Origin of the sequence: Chelatococcus sp. HY11 (genome assembly GCF_018398335.1) — a bacterium.
GTDB lineage: Bacteria > Pseudomonadota > Alphaproteobacteria > Rhizobiales > Beijerinckiaceae > Chelatococcus.
In genome coordinates this window covers 12,355-38,513 of record NZ_JAHBRX010000003.1, presented here as the reverse complement: position 1 = coordinate 38,513, position 26,159 = coordinate 12,355, and the positions used below count along the sequence as shown (strand labels likewise).

Genomic DNA, 26,159 nt, shown 5'->3' with positions numbered 1-26,159 from the left:
AATTCGAAAATCAGATGCGCTCGATGATCGTCGCTGTGCCGAGGCCATTGCCGGCGCAGAGCGTGATCAAGGCAGTCCCGAGGCTCCGCCGCTCGAGCTCATCGAGTACGGTGCCAACGAGCATTGCTCCCGTCGCACCAAGCGGGTGACCCATCGCGATGGCGCCGCCGTTGACGTTGACTTTCGCATGGTCAATTTCGAGCAGCTTCATGAACCGCAGGACCACAGAGGCGAAAGCCTCGTTGACCTCGAACAAATCGATGTCATCCTTCGTCATACTCGCCCGCGCCAGGCATTTGTTCGTCACGTCCGCAGGAGCGGTGAGCATGATGGTCGGCTCGCTTCCAATCGACGTAAACGCGCGGATACGGGCGCGCGGCTTCAGGCCAGTTTTCTTACCAAAACCCACATTGCCGACGAGAACGCCGGCAGCGCCGTCCACGATTCCAGACGAATTACCACCGGTATGAACGTGGCTGACGGTCTCGATCTGTGGATACTTTTGTATGCCGACCAGGTCGAATCCCGCCTGCTCCCCCAGGAAAGTGAAGGAAGGTTTCAGCGCCCCCAGTTGTTCGAGAGTGGTTCCCGGCCGCATGTGCTCATCATGATCAAGGAGAACGTCGCCCAGGACGTCACGTACTGGCACGATGGCATTCTTAAAACGTCCCTCTCGCCAGGCCGCTGCCGCGCGCTTCTGGCTCTCTACCGCGTAGGAATCGACGTCCTCCCGAGAGAAGCCGTCGAGCGTTGCGATGAGATCTGCCCCGATGCCCTGCGGTGCAAAGTAGGTGTTGTAGGCGACTGCCGGGTCAGCAGCCCAAGCTCCGCTATCTGCACCCATGAAGGTCCGGGACAAGGATTCCACGCCAGCGCCGATGGCGGCATCCGACGCGCCTACCATCACTTGGGCAGCGGCATTGTTCACAGCTTCGAGCGCCGATGCGCAGAATCGGTGCACCTGTTGAGCCGCCACACCTTGATCATAGCCCGCGGTCAGTACGGCCGCACGGGCGATGTTGCCGCCTTGTTCGCCGACAGGCTGAGCGCAGCCCATCACCACGTCATCAATAAAGCACGTGTCCAAGGATGAGCGATCAGAGAGAGCCTTTAGGACCTGTGTCGCGAGCTGGACCGCGGTCACCTCATGCAGGGCGCCGTCCGGACGACCGCGACCGCGCGGCGTCCGCACATGATCGTAGATAAATGCCTCAACCATCCTGAGCATCCCATGGTTCAAAAATCAGAGTTCCTGTGCCATCTCAACCACCAAGCCCGCGCAGAAACCTACCGAAAGAAAGGCAGGGCGCGGATGAGCCGCCTGAGCTTGGGGGATCTCGCTGCACAGGTCAGGCCCCCGACAGTAACTGCCGGGTGTCAGCAGCCAACTCGTGAGCGGCCAAATGATGCGGCGGGACGGTGGCCCGGGATATGCAAATCAAGAAGGCTGGCGCTTCCGTCCGCTCAACATAAGCTAGTTGTCCTAACGGGCTTCAACAAGATCACGGGGTTTCTCTGAGACGCGATTTGAAGTCGATTTCGCGGACCAGCATTCGCATGCTCGGCTGCAAAAGAAAGTTTTTCTCGTCATCCCGGATCGGTTGCATCTTCTCGCCGAGCGAAAAAAATGCCTGAAAAGCGTCCTTTGATTCGAAATGCAGTTCGGCGATGCCGTCAAAACTGAAAACGGGTTTTCCGGTACCCAGACTTTTTTCACGGTCAGGGTCGAGCTGATGTTGAATGTATCCGACGATTTTGCCTCTGAAATCGGGGAAATCACGAACCAGCGGACCGTGGCAATGTTCCCAGTGATGGAGGAAATCGGTATGGCTCATTGTCGGTTGGCGTCGGATGAAGGAGAAGAACTTCACGCTCGGCCGTCTAGGGGTTATCATGACAACGCGTCGTGCTGCGTAGAGCGAGACACACTGGTCGATGTCGAGAAAATTTGCTTCATCCAGGCGGAGAAAATCGTGATAAATTTGGTGGAAGGCCGCCAGTCTTTCGCGGTCGCTGGTCGAAGAGATCTCGCCAATGCCGTCATACTCTTCCGCTGCGGACGGGATTGCCGAGGGTAACAGGTGGTTCTGAACGTAGCGCAACGCGTAGCGGTGGAACCCAGGCAACGATAACGCCAAATCCGCGTGATGCCCCGCCCAATAGGAGTGCATCGCTTCCCGGCCGAGGTCGGCTCGTCGTTTTAGGAGGACAAAACGGTGAGCCATCGATGATTCCTAGGGCAGAGCGGCGGCAATTGCCGGGTGGCGGCGACGGAGAAAATCCAGCACGGACGGCATGAAGGCGTCGTTGCTATCGCCCGTCAGCATATGGCCGATCCCGGGCACAGTGACGCTTTCAAGGTGCGGGGTGATCGAGCGGAAATGATCGACGTCGCAATCGCGCATCAACTCACTGTTCCCGCCGCGGACGACGAGCGTGGACACCGTCAGCCTTCGAGCCGCCTCGATGGAGAGAACCGCCTCCGACGGCGGCCTCACAAATTCGGAGGCTGCCATGCGCGGATCCCATGTCCAGAATAGAAGGCCGTTCTCAGCCCGACGCATGATCGCCTGGAGCCCTGAGGCGTCGCCGCGTGGTGAGCGGTTCATGAATTTGGTGAGCGCCGCCGCAGCATCCTCGACAGTCGCAAAACCTTCCGCGCTACGCTGCATGAACGCGCGGATCGCGCCCATGCCGGACTCGTCAATCCTAGGCGCGACATCAATCATCACAAGGCACGAAACGAGGTCGGGGTGGGAAGCGGCCGTCAGCAACGCGCCGAGGCCGCCGCGCGATGCACCGACAAGCGCGATCTTCTTGTTGCTCTCGCGGGACAGCTGTTCGACCAAGCAGACAGTATCCGCGCCCCAGTCTTCTATGCCGTAACGCCCATCCGGCGCCCAGCCGGAATCCCCGTGGCCGCGCATGTCGACAGCAATTGCCCGGTAGCCGGAGCGCGCAAGCGATTGCAAGCTGCGCTCCCAGGCACGATGGTTCTGTGCTCCACCGTGAAACAGCAAAACCAGCGACGCCGAGGGGTCGCCCACCTCCTTGCCAACAAGAATCAAACCGTTCGGCAGCTCAAAACGCCGCTGGCGTGTCGGCATTGCATGATTGGGCGAAGACATGAGGCTGTTCAGGATCCCAACTGTTTCTTCACCCTAGGTATTAGAGCGGCACCACGAAGCGCCTTTCTTTGGATAGAAAAGCTGCCCATCTCACTTCTGTGGTCTCGCGAGAGCCATCAAACCCCCGTCCGCGTCACACAGGGCGATGAGACCCTCCTCGGACAGCTGATTGACGCAGGCCAGGATGTCCGCGACCGTGAAAATCAGCGATCCACGGATCTTGCTTCGGAATACCGCTTCTGCCAATGCACGGATGCCCATCGGCTGGCTCTTGCACAGGGCGCTGATCTGGCCACGGCGCCGCGCCATATATGCACGAGCTTGGGCGATCTGGTGGTCAAGCCCGCGAAAAGGGAGTCCGTGCCCCGGGAGGACCAACGCATCCGGGCGCACTTTCTCTTCGAGGCGATCGAGACAGGCCGCATAGTGTCGAGCTGGCGTTGCGGTTGGATCCTCTGGGGTCGCGCCGAGATGAGGTGTCCCCCCGGGCAGGATCTGATCCCCGGCGATTAACACTCCGTTTTCTTGATCGTAAAGCATCACGGGCTCTGGCGAGTGGCGGCCGGGGCCGGTCATGATTTCCCAACGACGGGAACCGGTCTCGATGAATCCGTCGGCGGGTAGCAACGCGACCTTTTCGGGCAGGGGTCCGATATGACCCCAGCTCTCCAACCGCGACAGCGTGGCTTTGGCGGCTTCAGCCGGTGTACATCCGATACGGCGATAATGCGCTTGGAAAACAATCTCCATTCAGGCGTATCGAAACGTGAATTAATTAAGAGGTCTCGCAATTCCGGCGCAGTGATGCAGGCTTCGCAGCCTGTGGCTTCGTGAACCCAGCCAGCTGCACCGGCGTGGTCGGCGTGACCATGGGTCAAGATCAACCTTCGAAGCTTGTCTGCGCCACCGATGAAGGAGAAGATGCTATCCCAAACCCAAATCGCGCGCGCGGGCGCGTAGTCGGGTCCCGCTTCGATAGCGATCCAGTCTTGGCCGCTGTGAAGCAGATAGCAGGTCACGTGTTCGATCTCGAACAGCAACGGTACGCGTATCCAGAACAGCTCTGGAGCGATTTCCACCGCACTGCCGAAATCGAGTGGTCTATCGAACGGGTATCTCAGCATGGTCCGCGCGCGCCAACGAAAATTAGGAGCACAGCTCACATGGCCTCACCTGTCTTTCGACAGGTGAGGCCATCGGCCCCCCTGCAATCATTTCGTTTTCTTGGGAGACCGGACGATGACACACCAAAACTTCTGTGAACGATTCTTCGCCGCTCTGGAAAAGGGCGATTTTGAAACACTCGGCTCAATGCTCGCCCCAGATTTCGTCTGCCACGAGGCGGAAAGTCTCCCCTATGGCGGCAAATGGCGAGGTATTGATGGCTGGAAGGCCCTCTGCAAGGCGATCGTCACCAGCTGGAAGGGAGTGAAGGCGACACCGATTGAGTTCCTTGGCGAGACGCCCGATACTATCGTCATTCGGCTCTCGCTCGTCGGATTCTCACGGCGAACCGGGAAGTCACTCGACACAACGGTGCTGGAGCTTTGGCGGTTCCGCGACGGCCAGCTTCGAGAAATCATCCCGTATTACTGGGACACTGCCGCGCTCGCGGCGGCTGACCGTGATTGACTCAGAGCAGCTCCTTGAGCCTGAACTTCTGCACTTTCGTTGCAGACATTGGCCATTCTGTCAGGAACACTACTCTCCGCGGGATTTTGAAGGTCGCGATCTTTTCCTTGCAAAATGCCATCAGTTCGTCAGCATCAATTTGACTGTCCAGATTGCGTTCGACGAATGCGACGGGGACCTCGCCGAGGCGCTCATCGTACGGCAAAGCCTTCGGCCGCGCTATCGGATCATTTTGGGAGCCCCGGTGTCGACCCAGCGATGCACCATGTCGCGGAAGGCTGTGTGCTCTTCCGATAGCTGGAAATCCATTTTTGCGTCTCCTCTGGCGGCCAGATAATCCCGAGAATGTGGGCAGGACTTAATTTGAGCTCCGCCTATGGCTCGATCGGCGATGCACGGATCGTTATGGGATGGGTCAAACGGCCAGGTGCCGATTGCGTATATCGGGCCGCGCGTCGAACTCTTCCCAAGTCCCGCTGAAGACGACGCGACCGGTATCGAGAACGTGTAGCGTGTCCGTACATTGACGGGCAAACCAGAGGTTCTGTTCGCTGAGGAGCATGGCAGCATTCTGCTTGAGGCATATGGCATTGATCGACTGCGCCATTTGCTCGACGATGACTGGTGCTAGTCCCTCGGTTGGCTCGTCGAGCAGGAGCAGTCGGGGCATCGGGAGGAGCCCCCGTGCGACGGCGAGAAGCTGTTGCTGGCCGCCGCTCAATTGGTTGCCAAGACGTGCCCGAAGCGGATCGAGCATGGGGAAGAAGCTGATCATCTCATCCGGTGTCGCCGGCGTCTTCCCCTTCGCAGTGGCGTAGCGCGCTATCTCAAGATTTTCGACGACGGTGAGATGTGGGAAGATCCGCCGGTCCTCTGGAACGAAGGATAAGCCGAGGCGTGTTCGCTGATAGCCTGCCAACGGTCGGAGATCCGCGCCGTCCCATCGTAAATGGCCCGAGACTATCGTTCCTCCGCCCATGATGCTTTTCAGGAGGGTGGACTTGCCTGCCCCATTCCGGCCGATCACGGCGACGCGCTGACCTGGCCTCACCGTAAGGCTGATACCGTGGAGGACCTGACTGTCACCGTAGAAGGCCTCAAGCTGTGTGACCTCAAGCATGCTGCACCTGATGACCGAGATAGACGTCACGGACTGCCGGATTGTTGCGAATCTCCTCGCCGGTCCCCATGGCGATAACCTCTCCGTAGTTGAGAACCATGATTTGGCTCGAGAGGCCAAACACGACGTCCATGTCGTGCTCCGTCAACAACAGGGTGACGCCGAACCGCTCACGGATATTCCGGATCAGACTGACAGTTTCGCCGCGGTCAGAGGGTGACATCCCGGCCGTGGGTTCGTCCATCATCATGAGTTTTGGTTTCAGGGCCAATGTGAGCGCCATCTCGAGACGTTTCTTATCGCCATGCGAAAGGAAACGCGCTTCCATCGATTTAAGCTTTGCAAGCCCGACGGCATCGAGCCAGTTTTCGGCATCCGCAAGTGTGTCTGCTGAGGCTCGGAAGGCGAAGGGAGCGCTGATCCTTTCGTCTGCGATGCGCTTGCGGGTCTCGACCGCCAGGACGAGATTACCTAGGAGAGTCGTTTCGGGATAGACGCGGGCCACCTGGAATGTCCGACCAAAGCCGAGGGCGACGCGCGCTGCAGCGGGCATACGGGTCACGTCCTCGCCGAATGCTGCAATACGGCCCTGTTCCGGGAAGACCTCGCCAGTCAGCGTCTTGAACAAGGTCGTTTTCCCAGCGCCGTTCGGCCCAATGATAGCGATCGTTTCGGTCGGCGCGACCTCAAGGCTGACATCGCGCAGTACCGGGATCGCTCCGTAGCTCTTGAAAAGACCTTCTGCTTTAAGAACGGGCGTCATGACGGCATCACCTCGGTCGCGCCGCCGCGCGCGGCGGATGGCGTTGATTTTTGTTTTCTGAGGTGGCCGATCAATCCGAGCATCCCATCAGGCGCGAGCATCACGAAGATGAGCAACACCGATCCCGTCACGACCTCAGAGAGACCTGCAAGCGAGCGTGTAGCCTGATCAATGATAAAAAAGAGGATCGTACCGATAACAGGCCCCCAGAAGAACGATGCTCCGCCCAGAAGTGTGCTGAGCATAGGCTGCATCGAGACCAAATAGTTCGCTGCTTCAGGGGTGACGATCTGCACCCACGGCGTCTGCAGAGCGCCCGCGAATGTGGCAACGGTACCGGAGAGCATGAAGGACAGGAGGCGCGCCCGGGCGATGTTGATGCCGAGGAAGGTCGTCCGCTCCGGATCCTGCTTGATCGCGCGAAGCACGCGGCCGAAGCGTCCTGCCGTGATCCACCACAGCACCAGAGCCGTCAGGCCGCAGACGACAAACAAGAACCAAAAATACTGGCTGGTCGATTGCAAACTGATTGTCACGAAGCCGAGGTCGAACTGAGGCCGCGGGATGCCAGAGACGCCATCGTCGCGGCCGAGTTGCGACGATGAGCTGATAAGAAGCCTCATGATCTCGCTGAGCGCCAAGGTCAGGATCGCCAGAGCGATGCCGGTGGTCCTACGGATTGCGATACTGCCCGCGGCAGCAGCGACGACACAGCCAATTGCGGCACTCGCGAGAAGAATAAGCAGGAACCATTGTCCCCCGGTCGCTTTCAGCATCAGTGCAGATGAGTACGCGCCGATGGCGAAGAAGGCTGCGTGCCCGAAGGTCGCCAGGCCCGTCGTTCCGAACAGGAAATTCCAGGATAACGCGAATAGCGCGGCGACCAGAGCAATACCGGCAAGGAATACGAGGCCGGGATTTGCCCAGAGCGGCATGGCCGCAACGGCAATAGCAAGGACGATGCCAGCAGCGATCAAGGAAGGACGATAGCGGCTCCAGTCGATCGGAGTTCCACCGCTAGCATGGTTGTGGACGGTTTGATCGCCCGTTCCGGCAGAGAGGATCCCGGCGGGACGCCAAAGCATGCAGCCGACCATCGCGACATACATGGCGATGCCGGGCTGATCGGGCAGCAGTACCGCGTTGAGGCTGTCGACCAGCCCGAGAACGAGTGAGGCCATGAACGCGCCGCGGATGTTTCCGAGCCCACCGATGATGACGGCAATGAAGGCCAGCAACAGGAAGGCGTGGGAGAGCGCGGGAGACAGGCTCTGGTTGGGTAGCAGTAGTCCTCCCGCGAGTCCGGCGAGAAAGAAAGCGGCGACAACGGTGAGCGTGAGCATCGCCGGCACGTTGATGCCGACGTATCCGGACATCCATTGGTCGCTCGCGAGCGACTGGACGATTTTTCCGATCCACAGGCGGTGGATCCCGAACTCGAGAAGGACAAAGACGGCGAGACCCAACCCGATGAGGAACACTGAGTACAGAGGGAGGATGACCGGGCCGAAGATGAAAACGCCTGCCAGCGCGGGCGGCGAGCTGGTTGAATGGTAATTCAGGCCCCAGATTAGCTTCACAGCGCCGTCGAGCGCCATCATAAGCGCAAATGTGGCGATCAATGTATAGGCCTCATCATACTTGCGGAGCCTGCGAAAGATCGCCTTTTCCGTCAGCAGACCGAGAGCGGCCACCGTCGCGCCCGCCACGACGGAGGCAAACAGAAAGCTCCAGAGCGATCCTGGCGACGTTCCCGTGATGCTGAACGCCACATAGGCGCCAACCATGAAGAAGCTGCCCTGGGCAAAATTGAGGATGCGCAACAGACCGAAAATGAGGGTTACACCGGCCGCGACGAGAAATACTGCCATGCCGGAAGCTAGGCCATTGGCAACGGCGAAAAGGATCTGATCCAGCATGTACCCTCCTTCAGGTGGGCGCTGTTGGTTCGCGCCTCGGCGCTACGACGTTCCGCCCATCCGGCCAACCTGACCGGCGCCCGCCGCTGCATCCGGGTAATTTCTCCAGCAGGCAAGGTGCGCGAACCTATCCACGGATAGGTCTATCGTCTCCCCATCACAGACCTGCCCGGTCCTGTTGAGCCGCCCTGACGTCTCTCGGCGGCCGGTTCGAGGAGAGAACACCCACCATGACCGCGCCGACACCATCTCCCGACACGCCCCTCATCGTCGAACGAGGGGTGCGGTCGCCATCGTCATGATCGCCCGACCGGAAAAACTCAACACGATGAGCCGTGGCTTTTATCCTGGGATAAGTCGCGTTATCGGCGAGCTTGAAGGGGACCGATCGGTACGGGTTGTCATTGTTACGGGAGCCGGCGAGCGAGCTTTTTCCGCCGGAGGCGACATAGGGTCGCTCCACGAGCTCGGGGATGATCGACCGCAGAGAATATCAGAAGGAGGCGATGCGCGCCTTTCTCGCTGTAGAGCGCTCAAGCCTACCCATCATCGCTGCCGTCAACGGACCGGCTCTTGGGGGGTGGCTGCGAACTGAGGCTCCCCTGCGACGTTGTGATCGCCGGAGACCGTGCCGAGTTCGGGATGCCTGAGGCGGCGCTCGGTCTTGTGCCGGGCTATGGGATCATCCGGGCCCCGATAAAATTGGCCGCTCATGGACCAAGCTCTTGGTTGCAACGCGCCGTCGCATCGATGCCGCGACGGCCCTGAGGATCGGTCTTGTCGAGGAGGTGGTTCCCGCCGCCGACTGATGACGACGGCGCGGGCCATGGCGATCGAGATCGCCGCCAGCTCGCCGCTCGCTCTGGAGGTCGGAAAGAAAGTGATCGACCGCCGATTGCATCACGCGGACTTTGATTTCTCGACGGAGGCGCTCACCGTCCTGCAAGCATCGCCTGACATGAAGGAGCGTACTGCTGCTTTCCTCGGCAAGAGAAAGCCGGATTTCTGTTCCCGCGGCTGATCGATCTGTCAGGCCATCAGCTGTCCGCCGTTGAGCGACACAGTCTCGCCCGTCATGAAGGCGGCGGCGTCCGACATCAGGAAAGCGGCTACCGCTGCCACCTCTTCCGGCGTTCCAAAGCGACCCGCAGGAATCTTGGCCATTTCGAGCTCGCGGATATCGGGCCGGATGGCTCGGGTCATTTCGGTGTCGATGAAGCCCGGTGCGATGCAGTTCGCCGTAATGCCGAGGGGCGCGGTCTCAAGGGCCAGCGTCTTGGTCATCGCTATCAGCCCGGCTTTCGCCGCGGCATAGTTCGCCTGCGCCGCTTGGCCCTTGATGCCGTTCATGGAGGACATACTGAGAATCCGACCAAAGCGGCGCTCCCGCATGCCGGGGATGACTGCTCGGCACATGTGAAACGGTGCTGTAAGGTTCACGGCGATGACCGGATCCCATTGCGTGCGGGGGTCGAGGCGGTGGAAAAAGCCGTCGCGCGTGATCCCTGCGTTGTTGACCAGTCCGCCGATCGGACCGAGTCCGCTTTCAATGTCGTTGACCATGGCAGCGACCGCGTCGTAGTCAGTGACGTCCACCGCTCGGTTCATCGGATCGCCGGGTGCATAACTCACATCGATGCGAACCACGCGCCAACGGGTTTCCTCCAGCGCCGCCGCTATAGCGGCGCCGATACCTCGGGCTGCACCGGTAACAAGGGCGATGTCGGGTCTGTCGTTCATTGAAAGTTTCACCTAACTCTTCTCATCCATGCGGTTCAATGGTGCAGATAAGGGTGCCCGCGCGAAGGGTATCGCCTACCTGCGCATGAACCATTGTGACCCTTCCCGCAACTCCTGCCGAAATCGGCATTTCCATTCTGATCGCTTCGACGGCGGCGAGATCCGTATCGGCTTCGACGCTGTCGCCAATGGCGACTTCGATTCGAACGACCGTCGCATCTATCGGAACCAGGGGACCCTGCTTGAGCGTAGCGTTGCCGAATGATCCCGACGAGGCCGCAGCCGCACGCTTTTCCGAGGGTGCAGCGTCTGCGGGGGTGAGCTATGAAGACATTGAGGATTATCTCACCCTGCGGCGTATTGAGAACAGCGTGGCAGAACCGATCCTCGACGGAAGGCCGGCTATCTGCCTCAACCACGCTCGGCTCCTCTGCCGGGGCCTCCAGGCGCATCGGCTCCCGGCCGACCCCTTGCACGTCATGCTGTATCGATTTGAAAGGCGTCGCTTTCAACCAGGGTCCGCAAAAAGGTGAGGTTGTTTGCGATGCCTGTGATACCCGCCTCCGCAAGCGCCGAGGCCAGGCGGCAGCGCGCGCTTTCACGGTCAGAGCCTCCCACAATTATCTTGCCGAGCATGGAGTAGAAGGGCGGGACGGATCGCCCGCCTCGAAGCCGAAATCAGTCCGAACCCATGATCCTGATGGCAGGGCCAGCACTTTGATTTGGCCTGGAGAGGGTGTGAAATCAGCATGTGGATCTTCCGACGCAACTCGCGCCTGTATGGCATGCCCCCGGCGATAGGAGTCTCGCGCCGTCGTGCCACCCAACGCGACAGCTCGATCGGCAAGACGGACATGCTGCCGTCGCGGTCAGCATCGCTGAAAACGGCGACAGGGCTGAGACCCGAAGCCCGGCAGGCACGGATTAATCGGACGGCGATTCCGCCGCGATTAGCGATCAGGATAGTAGCGGGCATGGCTGCTGCGAAATGCGAGGCTTTCGCCTACGATAAGATCGGTGGCACATCCTGCAACCTATCGAAAGATATATGTGCAGTCCGAGTGTCCGCAGACATGATGCCTCCGGGGATGGGAGCCGGGACAAGACATGAGCGAACAGGATCAAAGCACAGGTATGGACGCCAAAATCGCCGATCTTCGTGCGCGTAAGAGTCCGTTTGAGAATGGTCATGGATGGACACTTCTTCGGAGCATGAGGCTGCCGAGAGCGAGGTGGATCATCGCCTCTGAAACGTCGATCCGCTTCTCATAATCGCGAACGAGCCGTTTCCAGCGCGTCATCCATCCGAAGGTGCGCTCGACGACCCAGCGTCTGGGCAGCACCTTGAAGCCCGGCTCCTTGTCGGAGCGACGGATGATCTCGAGGACGAAGTCCTGATATGCCGCGGCGTCCATAAGGCGGGTGCGGTCGTAGGCACCGTCGGCAAACAGATGCTTGAGCCATGGCCATCGCTTGCGGACGGCCGCGACGATCGTTTGAGCACCGGCGCTGTCGGAGATGTCGGCAGTGGTCAGATTGACCATGAGCAACCTACCATCGGTATCGACGGCAATGTGCCGTTTACGACCGACCACCTTCTTACCGGCATCAAAGCCCCGCTTTTCCGCAGCTGGTGCCTTGATGGACTGGCTGTCAACGACGGCGGCCGTCGGGCTCTGTTCACGCCCTTCGCGCTCGCGGTCGAGCATCAGTGTGACGTCGTGGATCGTACGGAACAGTAGCCGGCGCACGAAGCGGCGGAACCACCAATACACCGTCTGCCAGGGCGGAAAGTCGTTCGGCAACATCCGCCATCCACCACCTGTGCGCGCCAGATAGCGAAGCGCATCAAGCACATCACGCAGGTCCGTCGCCGGCTTGCGTCCACGCTTGGCCACCGGTGGTAGAAACGGCTCAACGAACAGCCATTCTTCGTCCGTCAGATCGGTCGGGTAGCGCTTCGATCGCTTCTCAAATCCAGCCATCCGGCTACGGCTCGCTCGGGTCCACATCCCAAGCTTGAATCATGACCCAGCCGTCACATCAACCCATTCTCAAACGGTCTCTTAGGCCCGCGTTACGGCGATGGGGGGCGAGGATTCGGTGGCTAAACATCGCGCATCCGGTCGTCTACCCGTGCGGGAGAGGCTTGATCTGCTCCTCGACGGGGGGGCCTTTTTCGAGACGGGCGCGCTCGTTCTGCCCGAACTTCGGACCGGGCGCTTTCGTGCCTGGCGACGGCGTGGTCACTGGCTTCGGGCGCATCGACGGTGTGGCGGTTGGTGTCATCGGCATCGATCCCACTATCCTTGCGGGCACTACCGCACCGATGAGCATGCGCAAACAGAACCGGCTGATCGAACAGGCCCAGCGCTTTGGAGGGGAGATACGAAAGGAACGCGGCGATGGCTTCCATCGCCGCGCTTTAAACCCGCGCCGGGGCAGGCCTTGGTTCCGCGCGCGGCAGCCATCCTCGGCCCTTCCTATGGCGATTCCGCTTTGCATGCTTCCACGGCGCACTTCACGGGCTATGGTGGCGGCCATTTCGCTATAGGCGGAAGGCCCACGCGCCCCAATTTCCTGTTTGCTTGGCCGTCCGCGGAGATGGGCTTCATGACGCCGGAGACGGGCGTGCGGACTGTGTACCGCCGTCGCATGGAACAGCTTTTTCGCGGAAGGGGGCAGGCGGCTGTGCAACAACTCGTCGACGAACTGACGGAACAGTGGACAGTCGAATCCGAACCCTGGGAGGCGGCGGCCCATCTGTTTCTCGATGACATCATCGAACCAGCCGACACGCGTCGGGTGGTCGCCCGGTCGATCGAGATTGCATGGGGGCCTCCCGACCGCAAAAATAGAGCGGGCTCCCCCGGCTGCTGTCGCAATATGCGAGCCACGCACGGCTTGCCACTCATCGAGACGAAGGAGTGACGGAGATAGGGAGAACCGTCACGCCCTATCTACGGATAGGTGTGACGGAGCCGGCGATCCAAGAGAAAACCTACAAATTTGCTAGCGCCGAGAAGGGCCCGAGATGGATTTCGATCTGACCGACGAACAACTTGCCTTCCGCGAATCCGTGCGGCGGTGGGTCGATAAGGAGGCTTCGAAATCGTGGGCGCGCGAGCTTGAAAAGAACGAGCACGAGTATCCATTTGCTCTCTGGGACAAGTTCACGGAAGCTGAGTTCCACGGCATCGGCATCCCTGAAGAATATGGCGGCCAGGGCGGCGACATCGTCATGCAGATGATCTTCGCCCGTGAACTGGCACGAACGCTTGGCGGCATGTTGTGGGTCTGGGGCCTCACGTCGTTCGCAGGCGGCAAGTCAATCGGCGTTTATGGTAGCGATGAGCAGAAGAAGCGGTTTCTGCCTGATATCGCCGCAGGGAAGCTTCGCGTCTCGATCGCATTCACAGAGCCAGGCGGAGGCACCGACGTTCTCGGCGCGCTCCGCACGAACGGCAAGCGGGTCGAAGGTGGCTGGGTTCTTACCGGTGAAAAAATGTGGTCGTCAGCGTCGCAGGTGGCTGACTACTTGCTAACTCTTGTTCGCACAGACAGTAACGTCGAGAAGCGCCACCATGGGCTTTCCGTGTTCTTCGTCCCTGCGAAGCAGAAAGGCATTACGATCACGCCCGTAACGAAGCTCGGGATGCGTTCAATCGGATCTTGCATTGTTCATTTTGACAATGTCTTCGTGCCGGATGAACTTGTGCTCGGCGAGCCCGGCAAGGCTTGGTATACTCTGCTTCCAACCCTCAACAACGAGCGCACAATGGTTGGTGCGCAGTGCCTTGGAGCAATCGACGGTATCCTTGAAGATGCGCTTGACTATGCCAAACAGCGGCATGCGTTCGGGCGACCTATCGGTTCCTTCCAGGCGATCCAGCACTATATCGCCAACATCGCATGCTGGCAGAAGGAGGTGGAGCTCCTGCTCTATTATACGGCCTCGCTGCAGGCGCAGAACAAGCCGTGCGGCAATGAAGCGAACATGCTGAAGATGATGGCGACGGAGCGTGCCGTTGAGGCTGCCGACCTCGGCATCCAGATCCTCGGCGGGATGGGGTATTCCGCGGAAACGGACATGCAACGCTATTGGCGGGATCACCGTATTCTGCGCATGACGCCCATTTCCAACGAGATGGTTCGCAATACGCTTGCCGAAAACCTCGGCTTGCCTCGGTCATTCTGAGGGGTGTGTATCATGGATTTTCCGCCCGCTCCCGCCGTTGCCGGAACTACTCTAGATGGAAAAGATCCGATCATCATTGAACCGGCTGAAAACGCCGCGCTCTGCCGTTCGACGAATGCAGAGCCATCTTTGGATGGCAGCGCCCACCCGATATATTTCTTCATCGCCACTCAGGTTGGCATGGGCCAGACGGTCAAGGGCATCTGCGACATATGTGATTTCGACGTGAATGAAGGCCCGATGATGGGATCGAGCAAGGTTGAGTTCATGGGCCCACTGATGACCGGAAAGCCCTACCGGGTAAGTGGAGAAATTGTCAGCCTCGTGCGCAAAGCCAGCCGCAAGCTCGGCGTCATGGATGTCCTCGAATACCGACTGCGCCTGCTCGAACAGGACGGCACGCCGGTTCTCGAGACAACCAACACCTGGGTTCTTCCTCGAAAGGAATTGTTGCGATGATTGTTGTCGGAGATGTGATTCCGCCCTTCCGGATCGTGGCGAAACCCGAAGCGATGAAGGAATGGGCCGACTTCCTGCATGACCCGAATCCAATCCATCTCGACCCAGCGGTCGTCCACGCCAAAGGTTTGGGAGATCGCGTGATCAACCAAGGGCCCGCCAATGTTGCCTATGTCATGAACGCGCTGCACAGGGCGTTCCCGGGCGGTGCAATCACCATGATTGATGTTCGATTCCTGGACAATGTCTACGGCGGCGATGAGGTCGAGGCGTCGGGAACGGTCACCGAGGTCACCGTTGTCGACGGCAGGAAACGCATTGCCTGCGATGTCACCCTGAGGACTCTCGGTCGTGATCTTGTTCTCGGCGGAAAAGCGATCATTGAACAACCATCCAAACCGGATCAAAAATAGGAGTTATTGATGCCAAGCGGTCCATTTGCCCATGTCTGCCTTCTTGTCCGCAATCTCGACGAAGCCGTCGACCATTGGACGAAGATTCTGTCCGTTCTCGATCCGAAGCAGCTCGAGAAGCGCGTTGTGCGTTATGACGGCTTCGAGGGCGGCGAGGACCGTATGCGCTGGGCCACGTTCGTTTCCGATCATGGTGCCGAGATCCAGCTGATGGAGCCGGCGCCCAACACACCTCTCGGCCGCAGGCTGGAGAAGTACGGCGAGGGTGTGCATCATATTGCTTTGACGACCAATGATGTCGAAGGCTCACTCGCCGCACTCAAGGAGAAGGGCATCGATTCAGTTGGCGAAATTTCCGGCGATCCGGAAATGAGCTGGCAGAAATGGGGCTGGATCTCACCGAAGCACGCCCATGGCGTGCTGGTTGAGGTGGCAAAGCCATACAAGAGCAAGGGCGACGGGAAATGGTACCCGGCCGAAGAGTGAGGCTTTAACACGCGATGCGCCACAACGTGGCGCATCGTTTTTTTCGGCGTTCCCTGGAGTAGCGGCATGACGGTTCCACAGGCACGGAAGGTGACTGTTACAGAGGAGATCCGGGTTACGTCACTTCGCTTTCGTCTGGCCGATAATTTTTTTCTCGCGGCCGATGTGGCCGGCCCTGATGACGCTCCGAAGGTCCTTCTGTTGCATGGCGGTGCGCAAAGCCGGCGAGCTTGGTCCCGCGGTCTCATGCAACTGGCCAAAGCTGGCTACCACGCGATCGCGGTCGACACGCGGGGCCATGGCGACAGCGATTGGGCGCCAGACGGTCTTTACGCGGCCCAGCACTGGGCCGAGGATTTTGAGCGCCTCCTGATCGATCTCGGTCGGGACGATCCTCGTCCGATTGCGATCGTTGGTGCTTCGCGCGGCGGTCAAAGCGCTTTGATAGCGGCAGTTGAGCAGCCCTCGCGTGTCAGCTGCCTGGTGCTCGTCGACATGACACCGCAAACGAGTTCTGAGGGCGCTGAAAAGATCGGCTGGTTTCTGAAGCGAAGTGCTCGGGGGTTCCGCTCCGTCGCCGAGGCGAGCGAGTTCCTGGCAACCTTCTCAAACAGGCCGTCGCCCGAGAATGCTGACGGGCTGCGCCGCATCATGCGCGAGGACTCGTCGGGGCTGCTCTTCTGGCAGTGGGACCCGCGCATCGCCGAGGATGACTTTGTGCGCCCGCCGTCTGAACCTGTGATCGTGGAGGCCGCGGCGCGGCGAACGACGCATCCCGTTCTGTTAATTCGAGCCGGCAAAAGCGAGCTCGTTCGCGACCAGGATGTCGCTCATTTTCGTTCCGTCCTGCCGTCGCTGCAGGTGGTAGAGATACCCAATATCGGTCACATGTTGACCGCCGACAGCAACGATACCTTCATGCCGCCAGTCCTTGATTTTTTAAGCCGGCACCATCGCGTATCACCATAAGGGGAGATCAAATGGCCACGGAAAAACATCTACTATTGGTTCTGACGAACGCCGTAGAGGGGCGTGAGGAGGAGTTCAACGAATGGTATAACGACCGTCACCTCGATGATGTACTCCAGGTGCCGGGTATCGTTGCAGCGCAGCGCTACAAGCTCAGCGCTGCACAGCGGATGACGCCGCCCTTCCCATGGACCTATTTCGCCATCTACGAGATTGAGACCGACGATCTGCCCAATACGATATCGACGCTCTCCTCCCGGTCGGGGACTGCGATCATGCCACTCAGCAACGGCATGCATCCGGAGCGCCAGGCATTCGTCCTGAAGGCGATCGAGAACGGGAAACGAGCACTGTGAATACTTCGTATCGGCGGGAGACCTATCAAAGGATAGGAGCCCGCGCGAGGTTTCATGCGGAGCATCACGAAAGGCTGGCCGAAGAGCCGGTGCATTTTGGGGAAACATTGGGAGCGATCATGCAGATCAATCGCAGACATTTAGTGCTAGGTGCAGCAGCGACAACAGGCCTTTCGACACTCGGCAGTCGGCGCGTGTTCGCCGCCGACCGAATCCGGATCGGTGCGATCCTTCCGCTCAGCGGCACGGCTGAGCTGGTGGGAACGAAGCAACGGATCGGGATCGAGATAGCGCGCGACCAGATTAATGCGGCCGGTGGCGTGCTCGGCCGCCAAATCGAAATCGTCTTCGGCGACGATAAGGGCGATCCGAATCAGACCATCGCCCGCGCGCGCGAAATGACCGGTTCCGGCGTTAATCTCATTATTGGCCCATCACTGACAGCGCTTTCTATCGCCTTGACCGGCGTTATCCAGTCACTCGATGCGGTAATGATGACGCCAAGTTCGCCGTTTGATCCTCTGACACATGAGCTGTTTAATCGGAATTTTTTCCGACTGGCGGACAATAACTTCACTCGCAATCGTGCTCTTGCCCGCGCGATGGCCCAGAACTTCCCGAATGTCACCGTTTGGGGCGGCATGATCTCGGACTTCTCCGTGGGCCATGATTCCTGGAAACAGTTCACCGCCGGATTGAAGGAATTTTATCCACAATACGCCAAGAAGGATGTCACCATTCTTGACGTCACGACCGCGAAGTTCGGAACCACGGACTACAAGACGCAGATTTTCCGCCTGTTGCAATCTCCGGCCCAGGGCGTTCTTAGCGTCATGATCGGCGCGGACATGATCACGATGTGGAAACAGGCCAAGACTCTCGGTCTGAGCGACAAGCTCGAAGTGGTGGTCGATGCGGGCGGAGAGCTCGATCTGCCGATCATTCTCGGGAGGGACATGCCGAAGAACGTTTGGTCGGTGCTCCATTGGTATTTCGGCAACACGAACCCGAACAAGGCGAACCAGGATCTCGTGGCCGAGATTTTGAAGCGCACGGGCGACAAGACACCCTCAAGCCTTACCGGTCCGGCATACGGGGCGGTCTTTAGCTACGCAGCGGCGATCAAAGCCGCCAATAGCACAAAGACGGCGGACGTCGTTAACGCGCTCGAAAATGTCAAGGTTCTTACGCCGAAGGGTGAGATCTATTTCCGCAAGGAGGATCACCAGCAGGTTGGGCCGGTCAGCATCCTCGGCAGTGTTCCGGGTCCGGATGGCGCAAACCTGAAGACCTATTTCGAGATCCCGGCCGGTGAAATCATTGATCCGCCCACACCGGGCGTCCAGCTGAAGATCTAAAGCGCGAGATTCAAAACAAAAGGACGGCGCCGAAGGGCGCCGTTTTCGTTGAGATCCATGTATTTCTCCGAGACGTTTATGCGCCGCGCTTCAACGCTCTCGCAATCCCAGAGACATCGAGGGGGGAGGACGGCACGTAATTCTCCAGAAGCTTGAATTTCTGGATCTTCGTCGTACTCATCGGCCAGTCGTTCACGAACTGAACGTGGCGAGGTATTTTGAAACTCGCCATTTGGCCCGCGCAGAACTTTACCACTTCCTCGGGCGTGATGCTCTTCCCGGGCATGCACTCGATGAAGGCGGCTGCCGCTTCGACGAGGCGCTCGTCGGGTACGCTCACAACCTGCGCCATCTTGATCGCGGGGTGCTTCATGAGGAAGCTTTCGATCTCCACCGCCGCGACATTCTCACCGCCGATCTTCAGCATATCCTTGAGGCGGCCTTTATAGACAAGGTGACCAGAGGGGAGGAGGTGTCCGATATCGTTCGTCCGCAGCCAGCCATCCGGCGTGATGACCGCCGCGGTCATTTCCGGATCCTTATAGTAACCAGAGAAGACGCAGTAGCCCCACAGCCAGATCTCACCGTTCTCACCAAACGGCTTGTCCTCCAATGTGTCGGGATCCACGACCCGGACCTTCGTTCCCGTAATGGGCTTGCCAGAGGTAAAGATCCGCTCGTCCAGTGTATCGTCCTTGTCGCTCCAAACCGACACGCCGCCGCCTTCGGTCAGTCCATAGCACGATGCCTGTTTGGCGCCTGGCATCGCCTCGCAGAAACGCCGAAGCAAATCCGGAGCACCGATATTGAGCATCAAGCGCGCTGTCGAAAGGTTCCGGTGAGGAAAATCAGGATGGGCGACCATTGATGCCATGAGCGTCGGAAAGGCTGGATACAGGATCGTTGCTCGGGTTCTCTCGATCTCGGCCAGTGCCGCACCGGCTTCGAAATGCTCGACGCCAATGAAGGTCGCGCCCACTGTCCGGCAGGCGGCCAGGGGCATGAGTGTCGACATGTGGTAGAACGGCAGCGGATCCCAAAATCGGTCATCCGCCGTCATTTCGAAGCGCTCGGCAAGTGCCGAACCCACACGACTGACGTTCTCATGAGACAGCATGCAGGCTTTGGGGCGCGCCGTTGTGCCAGAGCTGAACATGGTAATGCAGTTGTCGCCCGGCTTCACGGCGGCGGCCATGGCCTCGACGGTTTCGGCGCTTACTCGCTGCGCCGCTTCCGCTAGATGCTTCTCAGTTACCCAGCGTTCTTCCTCCGGGTCTGCAAGATTCGCAACGAAGCGAAGCGACGGAGCCTCGGCGATCTTAAGCGGCTCGCCCGCCTTCCACTCCCGCAAAATGGGGTACGTATCTTGCAGCAGTTCCGGCAGCTCGACGTGTTCGCGTCCATGCGCTGTAGTGAACAGTCCGACCACATCAGAAAAGCCGACGGTGAAGCTGAGCTCGTCCCCGCGGTAGCGGGCGTTGAACGGTAACAGTCCAGCGCCGATCAGGCTTGCGCCGTAGAAGAGAATGACACTCTCCCAGCAATTGTGCATCAATGTTCCGATGCGGTCCCCGGGTTTCACGCCAAGTCCGGCAAGGCCGCGTGCACAGAGACTGGCCTCATCCAACAGTCCACGGTAGCTGGCCTGACGACCGGCAATGATCAGCGCGGTCCGATCGGGCCAAAGGCCGGCGGCACGGAAAAGCGAGGCGCCGACGGTAAGGGGCGAATCGGTCATGAGCAATCCTCCCACATCAAAGTCGCAAACCACCATCGACGATGATCGTTTGGCCCGTAATATAGGACGAGCGGGGCGAGGCGCAGAATCCCACCGCCTCGGCGATGTCCGAGGCTTCGCCGAACCGGCGCAGCGGCACTCGTTTCTTCTGATCCTCCCAGATCTTCGCATTGTAGACTTTGTCCTGCATCACGCTGCCGAGACCCGCATTGATGATGCCAGGCGCGACAGAATTGGCACGAATGCCGTAACGTCCCTCTTCCTTGGCAACGGCCCGCGTCAGCATTTCAATGCCGGCTTTCGGCACGGCGGAAATTGCGTCACCGGGCGGGAACCAGTACGTCCCAAAGGACACCACGCTGACGTAAGCGCCGCCGCCGTTCTTGCGCAGCACCGGCAGCGTCAGCCGAATCACTCGGGTGAACCCGAGAAGTTCAATGGAGATCACGTCATCCCATTGCTTCTGGTCTATCTGTGACACGAAGGGTTGCAGGATATTCGCCCCTGAGGCGAAGATAACGCCTTTCAAGCCGCTGTTCATGGCATCGGCCTTGTCGATCGCCGCCTGCACGTCCGAATCGCTGCGAATATCCGCGCGCACAGCATCGGCCTCGATCTTGTTCGCGAGATCAGCTCGGATCGATGCGGCCTTTTCTGCATTGCCGTGGTAGGTAAGGACCAGAGACTTCCACTCCTCGGTCAGTCGCGTGCAGATCGCGCTGCCGAGACCGCCACTGCCGCCGAACACCAATACAGAACCTTCGGTCACAATCGCGCTCCTTCCTTTGTGCTAAGACTGGGTGCCTTGATATTCCGCGCGCATCATGCTTGCCCGCGCGGTCGGGCAATGTTTTTCTCGGCCTCACTAACCGCCGAGCCGTTCGATAACCGTGACATTGGCGAGGCCGCCGCCCTCGCACATGGTTTGAAGTCCATAACGGACGCCGTGCCGGCGCATGGCGTGGACCAGCGTCGCCATAATCTTGGCGCCAGAGGCGCCGAGAGGATGGCCGAGAGCAATTGCCCCGCCATGAACGTTCATGCGTTCCCGATTGGCGCCGAGCGCCTTCGCCCAAGCCAGCGGTATCGAGGCAAAGGCCTCATTCACCTCGTAAAGTCCAATCTCGTCGATCGACATGCCGGTCTTGGCGAGGGCGCGCTGCGTGGCGGCGATCGGCGTTTCCAGCATGATGACGGGATCGCCGCCGATCACGCTCATGTGGTGAACGCGAGCGATGGGCTTGGCGCCGAGAGCCTTCAGCCCATCTTCGTTTGCGATGAGCAGTCCGGCCGACCCGTCGCAGAACTGGCTCGCCGTCGCGGGTGTCAGGCGCCCGCCCTCCTGGATCAGCTTGACACCTGCCATCGCTTCGAGGCTTGCACCGAACCTGATGCCTTCGTCTACCACGTGATCCTGGGGACCGTTCGGTCCCATGAACGGGACGGGAACGATCTCGTCCCTGAAAGCGCCCTCTTTGGTAGCGGCAGCGGCGCGCTGTTGGCTGAGAAGACCGAATCGGTCCAGTTCATCCTTCTCGAGCCCGTACTTCCGCGCAACCATCTCGGCACCGTGGAACTGGTTGAAGTCTATACCGGGGAAGCGTTCCTCAAGTCGGCGGCCCTTGTAATGACCAAGGCCGTTCTTTTGCGGCAAACTGAGAGGCATACCCATTGGAACGCGGGACATGCTCTCGATACCACCGGCAATCACGATATCCATTGAGCCGGACATGACGGCCTGGGCCGCGAAATGCACCGCCTGCTGGGACGAGCCGCACTGTCGGTCGAGCGTGACGCCGGGGACCGTATCAGGAAGCTTCGATGAGAGAGCAATATTGCGGGCGACGTTCGTCGACTGCTCGCCAGCCTGACTGACGCAGCCGAAAATGACGTCCTCGACCCGTGTCGGATCGACCGAATTGCGATCGATAAGCGCGTTCACCACGAGCGCGCCCAGATCGGCGGGATGCCATTCCTTCAGTCCGCCGCCGCGCCTGCCGCCCGCCGTCCTGACCGCGTCGACGATATAAGCTGTCTTCATGGGAAATCCTTTCAGGCGCAATCGCATCATGTTTTCTCGTGCCCTTCGTACCTGATCGCCACACCTACCCAAAGACAGGCAGCCGCCCGGCAGCAGCCTATCCCTGGATAGGTGCGATACGCAGGGCTCCCCGCATGATCAGTTCGCCCGGGACATCGCCCCGATGGTCTGCGATTGTCGTGGTTGGGAGAAGAAGAGTATGGTCGCCATCGTAACAGGCGCCGCAGGCGGTATCGGCCGGGCGATCGTGCGACGGTTAATGGCAGACGGCCGAGTAGTGATCGGCCTCGACATTGCTTTCCATGAACCGAGCGATGCGGATGCCGTCTATTCCTGCGACCTGACCGACCACGGCGCGGCAAGGGCGACCATGACTCGGATCACAAACGAGCGGGGGATCCCGACTGTTCTCGTCAACAATGCCGGCTATCACGCTGTCACGCCATTTCTGGAACTCCCGATGGAGCAGCTCGAGAAGACCGTAGCGGTCAATGTCCTTGCTCCCTTTCATTTGGCGCAGCTCTTCGCGCGCACGCTCATCGCGGCTGGAAAGCCCGGTGCGATCGTGAACATGGCGTCCATTTCCGGTGAGATCGGGAGCACCGCCTGCGACTACGCCGCGTCGAAGGCCGCCGTGATCAATCTGACGAAGAGCTGGTCGCGCGATCTTGCGCCGCATGGTGTCCGCGTCAACGCTGTCTCGCCAGGTCTGATAAAAGCCGGGATGGGCCTTCGTCTCACCGAGGCGCATGTTGAACGGTTCTCGTCCATGACGTCGCTCAAACGACTCGGCGATCCCAAGGAGATCGCCGAAGTTGTCGCATTCCTGGCGAGTAACCGAGCAAGTTACATGACTGGCGCGAATGGCGGGATATAAGGGAGCGAACCTCATCATGACCAAATCCTACTTCTTACCAACATCGCGTCCGTCCACTCCGGTTTCTCTAGCCGACGTGATCCTGCGGAGCGCGGAAACCTGGCCCGACGACGAGGCACTCATTCTGCCCGACGAACGTCACACTTACCGGTCGATTGCAGATCGCGCCTGGCACATCGCGCTCGGTCTTTCCGCGCTCGGTGTGAAGCCTGGAGAGAACGTCGGCATCCTTATGACGAATAGCGCCGATTTCGTCGTTTCTGTGTTTGGCATTGCGATGCTCGGCGCCGTGGCGGTGCCGATCAATAACCGATATCGAAGCTGGGAAATCGGCTTTATCGCAAAAGATTGCGACCTGAGAGCGATCATCACACACGACAAGGCAAAGGATTATACTGACTACGCCGATCTCCTTGCCGATGCCCTTCCCGCTCTCAAGGAGGCGAGAAATCCGATCGCGCTCTCGGTTGAAGCGGCTCCGGCGCTGGGGGCCGTGGTCCTCCTTGGCGGGGCGGAACGGAACGGGTTTGTCGGAGAGAAGGTTTTCGATGATCTTGCCGCCAAGGCTGATGAAGCCCGCGTGCGCAACTGGTGCGAGGGCGTTTCAGCGGCGAGCATCGCCGCGATTATTTACACCTCGGGCACGACGTCGCAGCCGCGCGGCGCAATGCTTTCGCAAGAAGCCCTGGTTCGCCATTGGACCATGGCGGGCTTTCGCTGGGGTGTGAAGCCGGGAGTAAAATTCTGGGACCCGTGTCCGCTTTTTCACATCGCCGGAATTGGCCCGCTTGTTTTTACGCTCGCCCTCGGCGGCACATTTGTCACAGACACGCATTTCGAGGCCGGCAAGGCGCTCGATCTGATCAGTGCCGAAAAGCCGAATATGCTCTATCCGACATATCCGCCGCTGACGATGGATCTGGTCAGCCATCCAAAATTTGAGACGACGGATTTCAGTCAGACGATTGCGTGGCTTAACGTCGCGCCACCGGAGACGCTGCGGCGGATGCAGGCAGCGATCCCGAATGCGGCTCAGGTGACGCTCTACGGATCAACCGAAGGCGGCTATGTCACGATGACGTCGCCCGAGGACGACTATGAGACGCGAATGACGACCGGCGGTCTGCCGATGCCGGGTGTAGAGGTACGGGTCGTCGATCCTGAGACCGGGAGCGAGATGCCGCAGGGTTCTGCCGGCGAGATACGGTATCGCGGCTACAACACACTGCGCGGCTACTACAAGGATACTGAGAAGACCGCAGCGACGCTCAATGGCGACGGCTGGGTGCACACAGGTGATATCGGGGATTTCGACACCTCTGGGCGTCTTACCTTCCGGGGGCGCCTCAAGGACATGCTGAAGGTCGGGGGCGAGAACGTCGCCCCGGCAGAAGTCGAACAATTCCTTGAAGGGCACCCCGCCGTGAAGCTTGCCCAGGTCGTCGGTATCCCGGACACCCGCCTCGTCGAGGTGCCTGTGGCGTTCGTTGAACTTCACGAGGGCAGGAGCGTCACCGAAGCCGAACTCGTCGCCTTCTGCAAAGGAACAATCGCTTCCTTCAAGGTGCCGCGCGTCGTGCGGATCGTTTCTGATTGGCCGATGTCCGCGACCAAGATACAGCGCGGGAAACTGCGCGAGGACATTCTCGCAGAGCTTGTAGCGAAAGCCTGACAACCGCTCATAGACATATCAAGTGAGGTTTGGACGATGAATTTCGATTTGACCGAGGAACAGTCCGCGTTTCGCGATATGGTGCGACGGTGGGTTGACGCCGAAGCGCCAAAAAGTTGGTGCCGCGAACTGGAACGCGACGAGGAAAATTTTCCGTTCGCACTGTGGGACAAAATGTCGGAGGCCGGCTTTCATGGGATCGGCATCGACGAGAAGTACGGCGGTCAAGGCGGAGATCCCATCATGCAGGCGATCTTCGCTCGCGAGGCGGCGCGCAATCTTGCTGGTCTGCTTTGGATTTGGGGGCCTACGTCGTTTGCTGGCGGACGTGCAATAAGCGAGATTGGAGACGAGGAACAGCGCCAGCGATTCCTGCCCGATATCGCGGCAGGCAACACACGTGTAACGATCAGCTTCACCGAACCAGGCGGTGGTACCGACGTGCTTGGTGCCATGCGCACCTTCGCGGAAAAGGTCGACGGTGGCTGGGTTATCAATGGGGAAAAGATCTGGTCGACCGGCGCACATGTCGCCGACTACCTTCTTGTTCTTGCACGGTCAGAGAAGAACGTGGAGAAGCGCCATCACGGTCTGACGGTCTTCTTCGTACCCGCCAAGTCGAAAGGTATCACGACGACGCTCCTTCCGAAGCTTGGTATGCGTGGCGCCGGTTCCTGTACCGTCCACTACGACAATGTCTTCGTACCGGACGATTGCGTCCTTGGTACCCCGGGCAACGCCTGGAAGCAGGTGTTGCCGACTCTAAACAACGAGCGAATCCTCGTAGGTGCGCAGTGTCTTGGTGCAATTGATGGCGTCCTGGAGGACGCGGTCGAGTACGCAAAGCAACGCAAAGCGTTTGGTCGAGTGATTGGCTCGTTCCAGGCGATCCAACACTATATCGCTGACATCGCCTCTTGGCAGAAGAGCGTTGAACTTCTCACGTTCTATACGGCTTGGCTGCAATCGCAGGGACGCCCATGCGGTGTACAGTCGAATATGCTTAAACTGGTGGCGTCGGAGTACGCGGTCAAAGCCGCTGATCTGGGAATCCAAATCCTTGGTGGAATGGGCTACTCCGCGGAGACCGATATGCAGCGGTACTGGCGCGATCAACGTATCCTCCGGATAGCCCCAGTCACCAATGAAATGGTCCGTAACTCAATCGCAGAAAGTCTCGGCTTGCCGCGCTCATTCTAAATTTTCAACTACGCGCGCCATCGTCGCGTTAACCGATCTGCCACGCGTTATTGAAATTCGATTTCCCGCGAGTTCCACGACTGCAGAATC

31 protein-coding genes and 3 pseudogenes are annotated in these 26,159 nt (G+C 59.5%); 16 read left to right on the top strand and 18 right to left on the bottom strand.

The window, feature by feature from the left end:
- Positions 1 to 10: 10 nt before the first annotated feature.
- The 5 genes and pseudogenes from KIO74_RS29780 to KIO74_RS32785 all read right to left on the bottom strand — a co-directional run.
- Entirely contained in the window at positions 11 to 1,219 is a 1,209-nt protein-coding gene (locus KIO74_RS29780; protein ID WP_213339431.1) for an acetyl-CoA C-acetyltransferase, read from the bottom strand.
- Between the two features lie 283 nt (positions 1,220 to 1,502).
- Positions 1,503 to 2,225, bottom strand: a complete 723-nt coding sequence (locus KIO74_RS29775) for an EthD domain-containing protein (protein ID WP_213339429.1) — start codon at positions 2,223 to 2,225, stop codon at positions 1,503 to 1,505.
- 9 nt (positions 2,226 to 2,234) lie between these two features.
- Complete coding sequence (locus KIO74_RS29770) at positions 2,235 to 3,128, bottom strand: alpha/beta fold hydrolase (RefSeq protein WP_213339426.1); 894 nt, start codon at positions 3,126 to 3,128, stop codon at positions 2,235 to 2,237.
- A gap of 90 nt (positions 3,129 to 3,218) precedes the next feature.
- Complete coding sequence (locus KIO74_RS32365; protein WP_283772226.1) at positions 3,219 to 3,878, bottom strand: MBL fold metallo-hydrolase; 660 nt, start codon at positions 3,876 to 3,878, stop codon at positions 3,219 to 3,221.
- 47 nt (positions 3,879 to 3,925) lie between these two features.
- A pseudogene (locus KIO74_RS32785) lies at positions 3,926 to 4,252 on the bottom strand (MBL fold metallo-hydrolase); the annotation flags it as partial.
- Positions 4,253 to 4,367: 115 nt separating this feature from the next.
- Between KIO74_RS32785 and KIO74_RS29755 the strand changes: the two are divergent.
- Positions 4,368 to 4,760 (top strand): nuclear transport factor 2 family protein, encoded by a 393-nt coding sequence (locus KIO74_RS29755; RefSeq protein ID WP_213339421.1) that lies wholly within the window; start codon positions 4,368 to 4,370, stop codon positions 4,758 to 4,760.
- A 1-nt stretch (position 4,761) separates the two neighbouring features.
- Here KIO74_RS29755 and KIO74_RS32780 read toward each other — a convergent pair whose 3' ends face one another.
- The 4 genes from KIO74_RS32780 to KIO74_RS29735 all read right to left on the bottom strand — a co-directional run bounded on the left by KIO74_RS32780 (position 4,762) and on the right by KIO74_RS29735 (position 8,562).
- The gene (locus KIO74_RS32780) at positions 4,762 to 4,965 is read right to left on the bottom strand and encodes an AMP-binding enzyme (RefSeq protein WP_213339420.1); all 204 of its coding nucleotides are present in this window, start codon (positions 4,963 to 4,965) and stop codon (positions 4,762 to 4,764) included.
- Between the two features lie 210 nt (positions 4,966 to 5,175).
- On the bottom strand, positions 5,176 to 5,880 hold the full coding sequence (locus KIO74_RS29745; protein WP_213339419.1) for an ABC transporter ATP-binding protein: 705 nt from the start codon (positions 5,878 to 5,880) through the stop codon (positions 5,176 to 5,178).
- Positions 5,873 to 6,643 (bottom strand): ABC transporter ATP-binding protein, encoded by a 771-nt coding sequence (locus KIO74_RS29740; protein ID WP_213339553.1) that lies wholly within the window; start codon positions 6,641 to 6,643, stop codon positions 5,873 to 5,875. The genes KIO74_RS29745 and KIO74_RS29740 overlap by 8 nt, the downstream gene beginning before the upstream one ends.
- Positions 6,640 to 8,562, bottom strand: coding sequence for an ABC transporter permease (locus KIO74_RS29735; protein ID WP_213339418.1), 1,923 nt, complete (start codon positions 8,560 to 8,562; stop codon positions 6,640 to 6,642). The genes KIO74_RS29740 and KIO74_RS29735 overlap by 4 nt, the downstream gene beginning before the upstream one ends.
- 178 nt (positions 8,563 to 8,740) lie before the next feature.
- Here KIO74_RS29735 and KIO74_RS32775 point away from each other — a divergent pair, with 178 nt between their 5' ends.
- Genes KIO74_RS32775 through KIO74_RS29720 form a run of 3 tightly spaced genes read left to right on the top strand, consistent with a single transcriptional unit; the run spans position 8,741 to position 9,583 of the window.
- Positions 8,741 to 9,157, top strand: a complete 417-nt coding sequence (locus KIO74_RS32775; RefSeq protein WP_363317732.1) for an enoyl-CoA hydratase/isomerase family protein — start codon at positions 8,741 to 8,743, stop codon at positions 9,155 to 9,157.
- Between the two features lie 17 nt (positions 9,158 to 9,174).
- A complete protein-coding gene (locus KIO74_RS32770; RefSeq protein ID WP_213339415.1) occupies positions 9,175 to 9,330 on the top strand; it encodes a hypothetical protein in 156 nt (51 codons plus the stop codon).
- A gap of 58 nt (positions 9,331 to 9,388) precedes the next feature.
- On the top strand, positions 9,389 to 9,583 hold the full coding sequence (locus KIO74_RS29720; protein ID WP_213339414.1) for a Clp protease/crotonase-like domain-containing protein: 195 nt from the start codon (positions 9,389 to 9,391) through the stop codon (positions 9,581 to 9,583).
- Positions 9,584 to 9,591: 8 nt separating this feature from the next.
- Here the strand turns inward: KIO74_RS29720 and fabG are convergent, their stop codons facing one another.
- From fabG to KIO74_RS29690, 6 genes and pseudogenes are all read right to left on the bottom strand, one after another.
- On the bottom strand, positions 9,592 to 10,302 hold the full coding sequence (fabG, locus tag KIO74_RS29715) for a 3-oxoacyl-ACP reductase FabG (RefSeq protein WP_213339413.1): 711 nt from the start codon (positions 10,300 to 10,302) through the stop codon (positions 9,592 to 9,594).
- 22 nt (positions 10,303 to 10,324) lie between these two features.
- A complete protein-coding gene (locus tag KIO74_RS32765; protein ID WP_502762141.1) occupies positions 10,325 to 10,504 on the bottom strand; it encodes an acyl-CoA carboxylase biotin carboxyl carrier protein subunit in 180 nt (59 codons plus the stop codon).
- A gap of 275 nt (positions 10,505 to 10,779) precedes the next feature.
- Positions 10,780 to 11,129 (bottom strand): annotated as a pseudogene (locus tag KIO74_RS32760) (hypothetical protein).
- Between the two features lie 83 nt (positions 11,130 to 11,212).
- A pseudogene (locus KIO74_RS32755) lies at positions 11,213 to 11,278 on the bottom strand (hypothetical protein); the annotation flags it as partial.
- Positions 11,279 to 11,489: 211 nt separating this feature from the next.
- On the bottom strand, positions 11,490 to 12,314 hold the full coding sequence (locus KIO74_RS29695; protein ID WP_213331959.1) for an IS5 family transposase: 825 nt from the start codon (positions 12,312 to 12,314) through the stop codon (positions 11,490 to 11,492).
- A gap of 118 nt (positions 12,315 to 12,432) precedes the next feature.
- On the bottom strand, positions 12,433 to 12,597 hold the full coding sequence (locus KIO74_RS29690; protein ID WP_213339560.1) for a hypothetical protein: 165 nt from the start codon (positions 12,595 to 12,597) through the stop codon (positions 12,433 to 12,435).
- On the opposite strand from KIO74_RS29690, the gene KIO74_RS32750 reads away from it, so the two are divergent.
- The 9 genes from KIO74_RS32750 (at position 12,530) to KIO74_RS29645 (ending at position 18,541) form a co-directional block, all read left to right on the top strand.
- Positions 12,530 to 12,856 carry a carboxyl transferase domain-containing protein gene (locus KIO74_RS32750; RefSeq protein WP_213339404.1) on the top strand — a complete coding sequence of 109 codons (327 nt, stop codon included), beginning with the start codon at positions 12,530 to 12,532 and terminating at the stop codon, positions 12,854 to 12,856. The genes KIO74_RS29690 and KIO74_RS32750 overlap by 68 nt on opposite strands.
- Entirely contained in the window at positions 12,751 to 13,233 is a 483-nt protein-coding gene (locus KIO74_RS29680; RefSeq protein WP_249731656.1) for a carboxyl transferase domain-containing protein, read from the top strand. The genes KIO74_RS32750 and KIO74_RS29680 overlap by 106 nt, the downstream gene beginning before the upstream one ends.
- Positions 13,234 to 13,336: 103 nt before the next feature.
- Positions 13,337 to 14,500 carry an acyl-CoA dehydrogenase family protein gene (locus KIO74_RS29675; RefSeq protein WP_213339400.1) on the top strand — a complete coding sequence of 388 codons (1,164 nt, stop codon included), beginning with the start codon at positions 13,337 to 13,339 and terminating at the stop codon, positions 14,498 to 14,500.
- 12 nt (positions 14,501 to 14,512) lie between these two features.
- Positions 14,513 to 14,959, top strand: a complete 447-nt coding sequence (locus KIO74_RS29670; protein ID WP_213339398.1) for a hypothetical protein — start codon at positions 14,513 to 14,515, stop codon at positions 14,957 to 14,959.
- Positions 14,956 to 15,372, top strand: a complete 417-nt coding sequence (locus tag KIO74_RS29665) for a MaoC family dehydratase (protein WP_213339396.1) — start codon at positions 14,956 to 14,958, stop codon at positions 15,370 to 15,372. The genes KIO74_RS29670 and KIO74_RS29665 overlap by 4 nt, the downstream gene beginning before the upstream one ends.
- Before the next feature lie 9 nt (positions 15,373 to 15,381).
- Entirely contained in the window at positions 15,382 to 15,858 is a 477-nt protein-coding gene (locus KIO74_RS29660; RefSeq protein ID WP_213339394.1) for a VOC family protein, read from the top strand.
- A 201-nt stretch (positions 15,859 to 16,059) separates the two neighbouring features.
- On the top strand, positions 16,060 to 16,827 hold the full coding sequence (locus tag KIO74_RS29655) for an alpha/beta fold hydrolase (RefSeq protein ID WP_213339392.1): 768 nt from the start codon (positions 16,060 to 16,062) through the stop codon (positions 16,825 to 16,827).
- Between the two features lie 11 nt (positions 16,828 to 16,838).
- Positions 16,839 to 17,183: an EthD domain-containing protein gene (locus tag KIO74_RS29650; RefSeq protein WP_213339390.1), complete on the top strand. Its 345-nt coding sequence runs from the start codon at positions 16,839 to 16,841 to the stop codon at positions 17,181 to 17,183.
- A gap of 119 nt (positions 17,184 to 17,302) precedes the next feature.
- Positions 17,303 to 18,541 (top strand): ABC transporter substrate-binding protein, encoded by a 1,239-nt coding sequence (locus KIO74_RS29645; protein ID WP_213339388.1) that lies wholly within the window; start codon positions 17,303 to 17,305, stop codon positions 18,539 to 18,541.
- A 76-nt stretch (positions 18,542 to 18,617) separates the two neighbouring features.
- On the opposite strand, the gene KIO74_RS29640 is transcribed toward KIO74_RS29645, so the two are convergent.
- The 3 genes from KIO74_RS29640 to KIO74_RS29630 form a co-directional block, all read right to left on the bottom strand.
- The gene (locus KIO74_RS29640) at positions 18,618 to 20,279 is read right to left on the bottom strand and encodes an AMP-binding protein (protein ID WP_213339386.1); all 1,662 of its coding nucleotides are present in this window, start codon (positions 20,277 to 20,279) and stop codon (positions 18,618 to 18,620) included.
- Between the two features lie 16 nt (positions 20,280 to 20,295).
- On the bottom strand, positions 20,296 to 21,048 hold the full coding sequence (locus KIO74_RS29635) for an SDR family NAD(P)-dependent oxidoreductase (RefSeq protein WP_213339384.1): 753 nt from the start codon (positions 21,046 to 21,048) through the stop codon (positions 20,296 to 20,298).
- A 96-nt stretch (positions 21,049 to 21,144) separates the two neighbouring features.
- Complete coding sequence (locus KIO74_RS29630) at positions 21,145 to 22,320, bottom strand: acetyl-CoA C-acetyltransferase (RefSeq protein WP_213339381.1); 1,176 nt, start codon at positions 22,318 to 22,320, stop codon at positions 21,145 to 21,147.
- A gap of 199 nt (positions 22,321 to 22,519) precedes the next feature.
- On the opposite strand from KIO74_RS29630, the gene KIO74_RS29625 reads away from it, so the two are divergent.
- Genes KIO74_RS29625 through KIO74_RS29615 form a run of 3 tightly spaced genes read left to right on the top strand, consistent with a single transcriptional unit; the run spans position 22,520 to position 26,069 of the window.
- Positions 22,520 to 23,197 carry an SDR family NAD(P)-dependent oxidoreductase gene (locus KIO74_RS29625; RefSeq protein ID WP_213339379.1) on the top strand — a complete coding sequence of 226 codons (678 nt, stop codon included), beginning with the start codon at positions 22,520 to 22,522 and terminating at the stop codon, positions 23,195 to 23,197.
- Positions 23,198 to 23,213: 16 nt separating this feature from the next.
- Positions 23,214 to 24,869 carry a class I adenylate-forming enzyme family protein gene (locus tag KIO74_RS29620; RefSeq protein WP_213339377.1) on the top strand — a complete coding sequence of 552 codons (1,656 nt, stop codon included), beginning with the start codon at positions 23,214 to 23,216 and terminating at the stop codon, positions 24,867 to 24,869.
- A 36-nt stretch (positions 24,870 to 24,905) separates the two neighbouring features.
- On the top strand, positions 24,906 to 26,069 hold the full coding sequence (locus tag KIO74_RS29615; RefSeq protein WP_213339376.1) for an acyl-CoA dehydrogenase family protein: 1,164 nt from the start codon (positions 24,906 to 24,908) through the stop codon (positions 26,067 to 26,069).
- The last annotated feature ends 90 nt before the right edge of the window (positions 26,070 to 26,159 follow it).